Source organism: Mycobacterium sp. E2462, from assembly GCF_001672685.1.
Classification (GTDB): domain Bacteria; phylum Actinomycetota; class Actinomycetes; order Mycobacteriales; family Mycobacteriaceae; genus Mycobacterium.
The window spans coordinates 1-11339 of record NZ_LZKC01000327.1; the positions used below are offsets into that span (position 1 = coordinate 1).

Annotated in this window: 12 protein-coding genes; 4 read left to right on the forward strand and 8 right to left on the reverse strand. The window is 71.8% G+C overall.

Translation table 11 applies throughout. The features are described from left to right. Both A5714_RS17090 and A5714_RS17095 read right to left on the reverse strand, forming a co-directional pair. The coding region (locus A5714_RS17090; protein ID WP_156747359.1) for an MFS transporter at positions 1 to 410 on the reverse strand (410 nt) is incomplete at its 3' end. A 134-nt stretch (positions 411 to 544) separates the two neighbouring features. Continuing rightward, positions 545 to 835 (reverse strand): metal-sensitive transcriptional regulator, encoded by a 291-nt coding sequence (locus A5714_RS17095; protein WP_068069755.1) that lies wholly within the window; start codon positions 833 to 835, stop codon positions 545 to 547. Between the two features lie 100 nt (positions 836 to 935). Here A5714_RS17095 and ilvD point away from each other — a divergent pair, with 100 nt between their 5' ends. Next, positions 936 to 2651 carry a dihydroxy-acid dehydratase gene (gene ilvD / locus A5714_RS17100; RefSeq protein ID WP_068287050.1) on the forward strand — a complete coding sequence of 572 codons (1716 nt, stop codon included), beginning with the start codon at positions 936 to 938 and terminating at the stop codon, positions 2649 to 2651. 22 nt (positions 2652 to 2673) lie between these two features. Here ilvD and A5714_RS17105 read toward each other — a convergent pair whose 3' ends face one another. After that, positions 2674 to 3327: an O-methyltransferase gene (locus A5714_RS17105; protein WP_068287052.1), complete on the reverse strand. Its 654-nt coding sequence runs from the start codon at positions 3325 to 3327 to the stop codon at positions 2674 to 2676. 146 nt (positions 3328 to 3473) lie between these two features. Between A5714_RS17105 and A5714_RS25480 the strand changes: the two genes are divergently transcribed. Beyond that, complete coding sequence (locus A5714_RS25480; RefSeq protein WP_082959802.1) at positions 3474 to 3620, forward strand: metallothionein; 147 nt, start codon at positions 3474 to 3476, stop codon at positions 3618 to 3620. Between the two features lie 37 nt (positions 3621 to 3657). Here the strand turns inward: A5714_RS25480 and A5714_RS17110 are convergent, their stop codons facing one another. From A5714_RS17110 to A5714_RS17125, 4 genes are read right to left on the reverse strand one after another with little or no spacing between them, the layout of a single operon-like run. After that, positions 3658 to 5733 (reverse strand): glycoside hydrolase family 3 protein, encoded by a 2076-nt coding sequence (locus tag A5714_RS17110; protein WP_068287061.1) that lies wholly within the window; start codon positions 5731 to 5733, stop codon positions 3658 to 3660. Positions 5734 to 5777: 44 nt separating this feature from the next. Next, positions 5778 to 6290: a TIGR04338 family metallohydrolase gene (locus A5714_RS17115; RefSeq protein ID WP_082959803.1), complete on the reverse strand. Its 513-nt coding sequence runs from the start codon at positions 6288 to 6290 to the stop codon at positions 5778 to 5780. Further along, positions 6287 to 7036 (reverse strand): DUF2786 domain-containing protein, encoded by a 750-nt coding sequence (locus A5714_RS17120; RefSeq protein WP_068287054.1) that lies wholly within the window; start codon positions 7034 to 7036, stop codon positions 6287 to 6289. Before A5714_RS17120 ends, A5714_RS17115 begins: the two co-directional genes overlap by 4 nt. 38 nt (positions 7037 to 7074) lie before the next feature. Further along, positions 7075 to 7914: an alpha/beta hydrolase gene (locus A5714_RS17125; protein ID WP_068069747.1), complete on the reverse strand. Its 840-nt coding sequence runs from the start codon at positions 7912 to 7914 to the stop codon at positions 7075 to 7077. A gap of 176 nt (positions 7915 to 8090) precedes the next feature. Between A5714_RS17125 and A5714_RS17130 the strand changes: the two genes are divergently transcribed. Further along, the gene (locus A5714_RS17130) at positions 8091 to 9455 is read left to right on the forward strand and encodes an alpha/beta hydrolase domain-containing protein (protein ID WP_231975912.1); all 1365 of its coding nucleotides are present in this window, start codon (positions 8091 to 8093) and stop codon (positions 9453 to 9455) included. Here A5714_RS17130 and A5714_RS17135 read toward each other — a convergent pair. Next, the gene (locus tag A5714_RS17135; RefSeq protein WP_082959804.1) at positions 9452 to 10585 is read right to left on the reverse strand and encodes a dihydrodipicolinate reductase; all 1134 of its coding nucleotides are present in this window, start codon (positions 10583 to 10585) and stop codon (positions 9452 to 9454) included. The two genes, A5714_RS17130 and A5714_RS17135, sit on opposite strands and share 4 nt — an antisense overlap. 126 nt (positions 10586 to 10711) lie before the next feature. On the opposite strand from A5714_RS17135, the gene A5714_RS27190 reads away from it, so the two are divergent. Continuing rightward, positions 10712 to 11339, forward strand: a 628-nt coding sequence (locus A5714_RS27190) for a MarR family transcriptional regulator (protein WP_231975913.1), incomplete at its 3' end; no start/stop codon positions are given.

Sequence of the window (11339 nt, forward strand, 5' to 3'; positions counted from 1 at the left end):
AGCCGGGTCGCGATCGGGGCGATCACCGACCACAGCAGGCCGTGCGTGATCGCGCACAGCACCCGGCCGACGGCCAGCACCGCGAAGGTGGGCGCCAGGGCCGAGATCACCTGGGAGACGGTCAGGCACGTCAGGCTCAGGACCAGCACACGACGCCGCGGCACGTGCGCGGTCCAGCGCACCAGCGGGACGGTGGTCAGCGCCGCCACCAGCGCGTACCAGGTCAACAGCGTGCCCACCAGCACCAGGCTGACGTGCAGGTTGCGGGCGATGGCCGGCAACGCCCCGACGGGCAGCAGCTCGGCGGTGACGTAGGTGAAGGCCGCCGCGGCGAGCACGGTGAGCTGCGCGGCGATCCGTGGCGTCCACGTACGCGCGGGGGCGGCGGGAATCTCGGCGTCAGAACTCATCACACGGGCGTCGGCCGGGGTAGCCGGTCTTCTGGTCGAAATCACTGGCGCGCTCACAATGCCTTTACGCTACGCATTGCCGCAACGAGTTCACCCAAGTCGCGGTTTCAAAACGCCCTCAACTAGATCACCGATCAGGAACGGACGAGGCGCGCGATCGCGGCGGAGGCCTCGGCGAGCTTGTCCTGGGCGTCGTCGCCGCCCTCGGCCACGGCCCGGGTGACGCAGTGGCCGAGGTGCTCGTCGAGGAGGTTCAACGCCACCGCGCGCAGCGCGCTGTTGACGGCGCTGATCTGGGTGAGGACGTCGATGCAGTACTTGTCGTCCTCGATCATCCGCGCGATGCCGCGCACCTGGCCCTCGATGCGGCGCAGTCGCTTGGCGTAGTCGTCCTTGCGCTGCGAATACCCGTGCGCGTCGCTCATCGTGGTCTCACCCCTGCCTGCTTCGGCCCTCAGGTTATACCCCGTCGGGGTATGACCCCGGCAGCCTGGCCGTTTCGCCAGCTCAGGCATACTTGCTCCCATGGCCACACCAACTGATTCGCGCCCGGTCACCGACATCAAGCCGCGCAGCCGCGACGTCACCGACGGCCTGGAGAAGGCCGCCGCCCGCGGCATGCTGCGCGCCGTGGGGATGGGCGACGAGGACTTCGCCAAGCCGCAGATCGGCGTCGCCTCGTCCTGGAACGAGATCACGCCGTGCAACCTGTCGCTGGACCGGCTCGCCAAGGCGGTGAAGGAGGGGGTGTTCGCCGCCGGGGGTTACCCGCTGGAGTTCGGCACCATCTCGGTGTCCGACGGCATCTCGATGGGCCACGAGGGCATGCACTTCTCGCTGGCGTCGCGCGAGGTGATCGCCGACAGCGTGGAGACCGTGATGCAGGCCGAGCGGCTCGACGGCTCGGTGCTGCTGGCCGGCTGCGACAAGTCGCTGCCGGGCATGCTGATGGCCGCCGCCCGGCTGGACCTGGCGTCGGTGTTCCTCTACGCCGGCTCGATCCTGCCCGGGGTGGCCAAGCTCTCCGACGGCAGCGAGCGCGAGGTGACGATCATCGACGCGTTCGAGGCCGTCGGCGCCTGCGCGCGCGGGCTGATGTCGCGCGAGGACGTCGACGCGATCGAGCGGGCCATCTGTCCCGGCGAAGGCGCCTGCGGGGGCATGTACACGGCCAATACGATGGCCAGCGCCGCCGAGGCGCTCGGCATGTCGATCCCCGGCAGCGCGGCGCCGCCGGCCACCGACCGCCGCCGCGACGGGTTCGCCCGGCGCAGCGGCCAGGCCGTCGTGGAGCTGCTGCGGCGCGGCATCACCGCCCGCGACATCCTCACCAAGGAGGCCTTCGAGAACGCGATCGCGGTGGTGATGGCGTTCGGCGGCTCGACCAATGCGGTGCTGCACCTGCTGGCCATCGCCCACGAGGCCGACGTCGCGCTGACGCTCGACGACTTCAGCCGGATCGGCGCCAAGGTGCCGCACCTGGCCGACGTCAAGCCGTTCGGCCGGCACGTGATGTCGCACGTCGACCACATCGGCGGCGTGCCCGTCATGATGAAGGCCCTGCTGGACGCGGGCCTGCTGCACGGCGACTGCCTCACGGTGACCGGCAAGACGGTGGCCGAGAACCTGGCCGCCATCGCCCCGCCCGACCCGGACGGCAAGGTGCTGCGCGCCCTGAGCGACCCGATCCATCCCACGGGCGGCATCACCATCCTGCGTGGGTCGCTGGCGCCCGAGGGCGCGGTGGTCAAGTCGGCCGGCTTCGACTCCGATGTGTTCGAGGGCACCGCAAGGGTTTTCGACGGCGAGCGGGCGGCGCTGGACGCCCTGGAGGACGGCACCATCACCGCGGGTGACGCCGTGGTGATCCGCTACGAGGGTCCCAAGGGCGGCCCGGGCATGCGGGAGATGCTCGCCATCACCGGCGCGATCAAGGGCGCCGGGCTGGGCAAGGATGTCCTGCTGCTGACCGACGGCCGGTTCTCCGGTGGCACCACCGGCCTGTGCGTCGGCCACATCGCGCCCGAGGCGGTCGACGGCGGTCCCGTCGCGTTCCTGCGCGACGGCGACCGGATCCGGCTAGACGTCGCGAACCGCACCCTCGACGTGTTGGCCGACCCAGACGAATTCGACTCGCGGCGAACGGGTTTCACCCCGCCTCCGCCGCGCTACAAGACGGGCGTGCTGGCCAAGTACGTCAAGCTGGTGAGCTCCGCGGCCATCGGCGCGGTCTGCGGCTAGCACCGTCGCCGGGCGGGCGCCGCTAGGTCACCCGCGCGATGGCGAACCCGTCCCAGCGTTTCGCGCCGACGGTCTGCAGCACCGCCGTGTCCAGCTTCGGGTGCTCGCCCATCGCCTGCAGCGTCTGGCGCACCGCCCGCGCCTGCGCGTCGGATTCCGCGTCCAGGATCTGCCCCTGCCGAATGACGTTGTCGACCACGATGATCGAGCCGGGGCGCGCCAACCGTACCGCCCACTCGAGGTAGGACGGGTAGTTCTCCTTGTCGGCGTCGATGAAGATCAGGTCGAACGGTCCTTCGAGCGTGGGCAGAGTGTCCAGCGCCGCGCCGACGAGCACCTGCACCCGGTCGGCCACCCCGGCTCGCTCCAGGTTGCCCCGGGCGACCTGCGCGTGCTTGTCCTCGTATTCCAGCGTCACGACCTGACCCTGCGGGCCGGCGCCGCGGGCCAGCCAGATGGTGCTGAACCCGCCCAGGGTGCCCAGCTCGAGGATGCGGCGCGCCTGGGCGACTCCCGCGAGCAGGCTCAAGAACTTGCCCTGCTGCGCGGACACCGCGATCGGCGGCAGGCCGGCCGCGGTGCTGTCCTGCAGCGCCGCGCTCAGCGCCGGATCGTCACCGATCACGGTGATGTCCAGGAAGGCGTCGACGTCCTGCGGCGTGAAGTTGTCGGTCATGGACCCCACGCTAACCGCGGGCCGCGGCCTTGGCACGGGGGGTCCCGGCCCGCCATGCCCTTTACCGCATACCCGTAGGGGGTATACGCTGAAGGCGTGACCGAGCGCGGTCCACGAGGTACCGACACGAGGAAAAGGTGAGTGACATGCCAAGTTACGACGCAGGAACCCTGCTCAGCTGCGGCCACGACGGGTGCGGGTGTCGCGTCCGCGTCGAGGATCCCTGCCACTGCTCCGGGGCCACCGAGGCCTACCGCTGCACCTGCGGCGACGAGCTGACCCCCGTCCGCTAGGTCCGCGCGCCGGGCCGTCGGCCACCGACGCCGCGGCCTACCGGCCGAACGCGCGGCCGGTCAGCTCGGCGGTGGCCGCGAGGCCCGCCGCGGTCGCCGACGCCGCCACCGCCACGGTGTGCCGGCCCGCCTCGATCCGCCAGCATCCCGCCGCGGCGTCGTAGCGGGCCAGCAGCCGCGGGTCGGCGGCGAGGGTGACCCGGCGGGTGGCGCCCGGTTCGAGCTCGACCCGTTCGAACCCCAGCAGCCGCAACCGCTGCTCGCCCGGCGCCGCCCGCAGGTAGAGCTGCACCACGTCGGCGCCGGCGCGGTCGCCGACGTTGGCCACGGTGACGCGGGCCGTCACCGTGTCACCCCCGTCCACCGCCAGGTCGCGGTATTCGAACCTGGTGTAGGACAACCCATGCCCGAAGGCGAACAGCGGCGTCTGGCCGGTGCGGGCGAACCAGCGGTACCCGATCTCGGCGCCCTCGGCGTAGTCGACGGTGACCGCAGCTCCCCACGGTTCGCCCGCGCCCGGCAGCCGGGGCCGCGGCGTCTGCTCCAGGCCGGCCGGGAAGGTGACCGGCAGCCGCCCGGACGGATTGACCCGGCCCGTGAGCACCTCCGCGAGGGCCTGGGCGCCGGCCTGCCCCGGATACCAGCCCTGCACAACGGATTTGACGGACTCCAGCCAGGGCATGGTCACCGGGTTACCGGTCTGCAGCACCACCACGGTGTTGGGGTTGGCGGCGGCGACCGCGGCGATCACGTCGTCCTGTCCCCACGGCAGCGACAGGTCGGGAATGTCGAACCCCTCCCCCTCGACCCGGATCGCGAAGACGATCGCGACGTCGGCGCGCCGCGCGGCCAGGGCCGCCTCGCCGGGGCTGACGCCCGGATCGAATTCGATTGTGGCGGAGGGCAACTGTGTGCGGAGCTCGTCGAGGGGGCAAGACGGCAGCAGGTGCAGGTTGCGCATCGAGGCCATCAGGCCGTGCCCGCCGATCGGTATCACGGCCGCGTAACCGCCGGGCGGCACGACGGCGCTCGAGCCGTAGCCGATCGGCACGCCGAGGTGTGCGTAGCCGCCGATGACCGCGATGCGGGTGTCGGGCCGCAACGGCAAGACGTCGCGGTTGGTCAGCAACACGACGCCTTGTCGAGCGATCTCGAGCGCAATCTCGTTGTGCGCCTGGGTGTCCGGTGGCGGCTGGGGTGACGCACGCCAACCGTCGATCCCCACCGCGAACATCGAGCGCAGGATCCGGCGCACCATGTCCGAGAGCCGGTCCCGGGGAAGCCGACCGTCGGCGTAGGCCCCGCGCAGTTGCTCCGAGAACGCCTCGGACTGCCAGAACAGGGTGTCGAGCTGGGCACCGCACTCCTGGTCCAGGCCGCGCAGCGCGCACTCCCAGCCGGGTGTGCCGCCCCAGTCGGACATCACCCAGCCGCGAAACCCCCACGCGCCCTTCAGCACGTCGTTGAGCAGGACGTCGTTGGCGGCGGCGTAGGCGCCGTTGACCTTGTTGTAGGCGGTCATCACCGATCCCGGCTGGGACCGCTCGATGGCGATCTCGAACGCCAACAGGTCGGACTCGCGGTGCGCGGCGGGGTCGACGACGGCGTCCAGCCAGTGCCGGTTGGTCTCGTTGCAGTTCAGCGAGTAGTGCTTGACCGTCGAGATCACCCCGTGGCGCTGGATGCCGTTGACCGACTCGGCGGCCAGCGCCGCCGTCAGCAGCGGATCCTCGGACAGGTACTCGAAGTTGCGGCCGTTGCGGGGATCGCGCGCCAGGTTCATCGCGCCCGCCAGCTGGACGTTGATGCCGCGGGCGCGGGCCTCGCTGCCGATCACCGCGCCGGCGGCGCGGGCCAGGGCCGGGTTGAAGGTGGCCGCCAGGGCCTGGCCGGAGGGCAGCGCGGTGGCGGTATCGCCGGGCCGGTAGCCGGGGTTGGTGACGCCCAGGCCCGCGTCGTTCATCCGCAGCGCCGGGATGCCCAGGCGCGCCACGCCCGGCGCGTAGCCGGTGCTCGTCTCGACGTCCGGCGGGATGCGCGGGTCGCGCGCCGGCCACATGTCGCTCGGGCCGATGACGCAGACCAGCAGCGCGAATCGCTCGTCGTCGGTCATTCGCTCCTCGACGTCGCGGGCCCGCGCGTCCGGGTCCAAAGCGCTCACCGCACACCCTCTTTCGCGTAGACGACGCGCAGCACGTGGCCGAGTTCGGGCCCCATCACCAGCTCGGCCAGCTCGCGAAACGTCGCGACGAACTCGGCCCCGTGCGGCGGCTCCGCCTGGCACAGGTGATGCGCCACCTCATGCAGGATCACCAGCTCGCGCAGCGCCCAGTCGGCGGTGTCGCGGTCGGGGACGGCGATGACGCCGGCGCCCTCGCGGTTCTCGTAATGCGCCGCGGTGGCGGCGCGGCGCGCCCTAACTCGCAACGGCGGCACCGACGGCCACCGCCGCAACACCGCCGGGAGCGCCAGCACGTCGTCGACGTAACGCTGGACGGCGTCGATCGAGCCGAAGCGCCCCTCGGGGGGCAGCGTCAATTGCGCGCCGAAGAACTCGACCGCCGGTGAGCCGTGCTCGGCGGCGCGGTCGAACAGCGTGCGGACGAACTCCTCGGCCGCGTACACCTGGGCGCGCTGGGTGTCCCGCCGTGCCGGCCCCTCGCGCGTCACCCGCGCAGCGCGCTCCGCGAGCCGGGCAGTTCGGGGCTGTTGCCCAGCCGGGCGCGCCGGCCGGCCCGATCACCCGCGCGTCGCGCCGCCGACGAGTACCCGGACGACGCCCGGCTGGCCCGCCAGGTACCGCGGGCCTTGGAGGCGCCCCGGTAGTAGTCGTGTAGCTCGAGTTCCTTGTCGCGCAACGCGATTGCCGTCCCGGGAGCCCGGCGGCGATCCTTGGTGGCCTCGCTGCGCGCCTGCTCGCGCGCCTCGGACAGGCGCTGCCCGACGCGCGCCCCGAACGCCAGCTGGAAGTTGAGGCGGGCGGTGATCGTCGGCGTCGGCCGGTGCGCGCCCGTGGCCAGGTAGGCGTCGGAGGCCCGCACCATCTGGACCACCAGGCTCGCGTACAGGGCATGGCTGGCGTCGATGTCCTCCGGGAACCCGTAGGCGTAGAGGAACGTCGAATTCGACGCCACGTCGCAGCGCACGTCGTTGGCGGCCGCGATGACCACGAACAGCTGCACGTAGGTCCGCAGGCCCTTGGTCCCGGCCTCCCCGACGGTGATGGTCCGCTGCGTCGGCGCCTGCGCCGCCGAACGCTGCGCCGAATGCGACCGGGCCACCGCGAGATCGATGGACGCCGCCGTCGCGAGGCGTTGCGCGGCGCTCATGAACGCGTCGGCCTCGTGCGCGTTGTCGGTGCCCTCGGCCTGACGCAACAGCGCGGCGATGCGCCCCAGCATCTTGTTGTCAGTCATAGCGCCAACCTACCCAGGCAATCCGACACCGCCGGCGGTCACAGCCGCTTGGCGATCCAGGAGACCACGTCGTCGAGCACCTGGTCGCGTTCGGGCTCGTTGAAAACTTCGTGGTAGAGCCCGGGGTACACCTTGAATTCGACGTCGGTCGACCCCACGCAGTCCACCAGCCGGCGGCTGCCGGCCACCGGGACCAGCCGGTCCTCCGCCCCGTGGACCACGAGCAGCGGCGCGGTCAGGGCCGGCGCGCGTTGCGGCATGGTCTCGCCGACCTGCAGCAGGGCGCGGCCGATGCCGGCCGGGACCTTGCCGTGGTACACCAGCGGATCGTTGCGGTAGGCCGCGACCACCGCGGGATCGCGCGAGATCGCGTCGACGTCGAGTTCCTGCACGGCCAGGCCGGGCACGATGACGCCGAGCACCTTGGCGGCCAGCGCCAGCAGCGGCGACACCTGGTCCTGCGCGGCCACCGCCGGGCCGGACAACACCATGAGGTCGTAGTTGTCCGGGCGCTCGACGCCGTAGGCGAACACGATGCCGCCGCCCATGCTGTGCCCCAACACGATGCACTTGAGCCCGTGGTGTTCCCGGCCGGCGATCCCCACCAAAGTGTCGAAGTCGGCGGTGTATTCGGAGATGTCGCGCACCAGCGCCCGCTTCCCGGCGGAGCGGCCGTGCCCGCGATGGTCCAGCGCGTAGGTGACCAGACCGGCCTCGCCGAAGCGCTGCGCGACGTGGTCGTAGCGGCGGGCGTACTCGCCCAGGCCGTGGGACAGCACCACGACCGCGCGCGGGGCGGTGTCGGGTGTCCACACGTCGTAGACGATGCGCACGCCACCGAACCCGTCGAAGGAGCGTTCAGTGCGGGTGGTAGCCATCAGGGGCAGCGTAATGGCTCCGAGTGCGGCCCGCGCCCGACGACACTGCGTAGTGTGATGCGGGTGAGTTCCGCCGCCGGTGGGCGGTCGCCCCGCGACGCCAAGGACGCGGTCCGCGCGACGTCGACGCGGGCCCGGAACGCCTACGGCCGCGTCGGGCCGCCGGGGGCGCGGTGATCCCCGAGGTGACACCCGTCGCCGGCCGCCCGGCCCTGCTGCTGGGCGGGTTCGACCTCGGCGGGATCGGCTACGCGGCGCAAGAATTCTTCGTCTCCGGCACCGCGTCGTCGTACTCGGACGCCGATGGCGGACAGCCAATCCCGTCGCGGACCGCCGACTACACCACGCGGGTGGTGGCGCTGACGCCCGTCGACCGCGCGGCGTTCAACGGCACCGTCCTGGTCGAGTGGCTGAACGTCAGCGGCGGCATCGACGCGCCCGCCGTGTGGATGATGGCGCACCGCGAGATCGTCCGCGCCGGGTACGCCTATGTAGCGGTGTCCGCGCAGAGCGTCGGGGTGCAGGGCGGCGCCAGCATGCTCGGCGCGGACATGTCGCTGAAGAGCCAGGACCCCATCCGCTACGCGCCGTTGCACCACCCGGGCGACGCATTCGCCTACGACATCTTCTCCCAGGCCGCCCGGCTGGTGCGGGGCGCCGTGGTGGATCACCTGCCGGTGCGCGACGTCATCGCCGTGGGCGAGTCGCAGTCGGCCATGTTCCTCACCACCTATGTCAACGACGTCGACGCCCTGGCCCCCGGTTACGACGGCTTCCTGGTGCACTCCCGCTTCGGGCCGGCCGCGCCGTTGGACGGCGGCTCCATCTTCGCCGAATCGGTTGCACCACAAGCCGTTCCGTTTCGCGCCGACCTGCGCGTCCCGGTGTTGGCGGTCATCACCGAGACCGACCTGTTCGGCGGGGCCCGCGAAGGGTATTACTTCGCCCGGCGGCCCGACAACGAGCGGTTGCGGGTCTGGGAGATCGCGGGCACCGCGCACGCCGACAACTACACCATCCAGGTCGCGTTCATCGACGACGGCTCGGCGCCGCTGACCGACGTGGTGGCGGCCTACGCGCCGACCGACATGCTGATGGGCCAGCGGCTCACGCACTACATCAATTTCGCTCCCCAGCACCACTACGTGCTGCAAGCGGGGCTCGCCGCGCTGACGGCGTGGGTCCGGACCGGCGCGGCACCACCGTGCGCGCCGACCCTTGACGTGCGCGAAACCCCGGCGCCGCAACCGGTTTTAGACGCCAACGGCATCGCCCGCGGCGGCATCAGAACCCCCTGGGTGGACGTGCCGGCCGCGCGCACGTCGGGCCTGGGCAGCCAGGAAAGCGCGATGTCGCTGATCTTCGGTTCCGGCGAGCCCTTCGACGTCGCGACGCTGCGCCGCCTCTACCCGGGCGGCAAAGCGGAATACCTGGGCCGCTTCACCGCGGCGCTCGACGCGGCGATCCGCGCCGGGTTCCTCCTGCCGGCCGACCGCGCGGAGATCCTCGAGCTGGCCGCCGCGACGTTCCCCGAGCCCTAGAACAGGCGGCTGTCGGGCGGGGGCCCCGCCACCGGGCGGACCAACCCGGCCCCGGTGACCAGCGGTAGGTCCAGCGCGGACAGCAGGCCCGGCGCCGCCGCGCAGACCGCGGGAATCGCGTTCACCATGCGCGAGGCGCCCGCGATCCGTGCCCCCAGGTCGTGGTCGAAATCCTCGGCCATCTCGAACTCGCACCGCATGCTCGGGGAGCCCTCGATCTCGACGCGATACAGGCCGCGACCCGACGCCGGCCCGTAGCCGAGATCCTTGGGCGGCAGGGAGATCGACGGCTGCGGCCAGTCCGGGGCGACGTCGTCACGCATCCGCGTGACGTGGTCGAGGACGAACGTGGCCTTGCCGTCGACGTACCCGGTCAGCGTCGAGCGCATCGCCGCGATCGTGCCCGCGGCGATGTGGCCGGTCGGCGTGTCGAACGACTCGGTGGCCGGAATGCGCTCGTTGGTCTCCTGGATGTCGTCGATCTTGACGCCCAGCCCGGCGGCCAGCTGGTGCAACACCGGGCCCCAGCCGAACGCGAACATGCCCGGCTGCGCCGCGAACGCCTGGTACTCCGGCGGCTGCCCGAACCCCAGAATCTCGTAGACGGCCGAGCGGTCCGGATAGGTGGCGTAGTTGAACATCTCCGTGACGCGCACCGACTCGATCACGCGCGAGACCCCCGTCAAGACCAGCGGCAGCACGTCGTTGGCGAACCCCGAGTCGATCCCGGTGGTGAAGAACGAGGCGCCGCCGTCGAGCGCCGCCTGGCGCAACGGGTCGGTGAGGGCCGCGTCGACGGCGTCGGGGTACACCAGCGGCACCACCGAACAGGAGACGACGTTCTTGCCGGCCCGCAGGATCGACACCATGTCCGCGACGGCCTCCAGCGGGCGCAGGTTGGCACCCGCCGCGTAGACCACCGCGTCGGCGTCGCCGGCCAGCAGCGCGGCCGGGTCCTGGGTGGCCAGCACCCCGACCGGCCCGCTGCCGCACAGCTCGCCCGCGTCGCGGCCGGCCTTCGCGTCGCTGTGCACGACGACGTCGGTCAATTGCAGTTCCGGGTGGTCGATCACCCCGCGCAGGGCGATCACCCCCATGGAGCCCGGGCCCCACACGCCCACCTTGTACATGTCTCTCCTATTATTAGGACGGTTACATTGATATTTTGGACGCATCGTAAGGAGGTGGCGTTGGCTCCGTCAATGGCCGCGACGCACGACCGCGGCGCCCCTAAGTCGCCGCCGACCGCGCGGGTGATGGATGTGCTTGCGGCCGTGGCGGACTCACCGAAGGGGCGGACGTCGGCCGAGCTGGCGAAGAGCTGCGGCATCAGCACGTCCACCTGCGCGTTGGTCCTGGCGGAGCTGCAACGACGCGCCTGGGTCAGCCGGCGCGACGATCGCCGTTACGTGCTGGGCAGCGGGTTGTTCGGGTTGGTGCACGGCCTGCGCGAGCAGTTCCCGTTGCTGGATCGGGGGCGCGAGGCGCTGCGGCTGCTGCACGACGCGCTCGGCGCGGGCTGCTCCATGTCGCAGATCGGCGGCCGGCACCTGATCACGATCGACGCGGTCGGCCACGGCACCGATGGCGAGCACGCCGTCGGCCAGCCGGTGGTGCAGCGACCCGTGGCTGTCGTCGAAGCGCCACGCGCCGTAACCCCGGGCCCGGATGTCGGCGAGGACCCGCTGGTGGTCGGCGATCTCGTCGCGGGTCAGGCGGGGCAGCACCCGGTGCAACCAGGCACGGACGAACTCGTCGTCGCGCCACGCCATGGCGACCAGCCCGAACGGCGGGTCGATGGGGAAGCGCTGGCCGACGGCGTGCTCGCCATCGGTGCCGTGGCCGACCGCGTCGATCGTGATCAGGTGCCGGCCGCCGATCTGC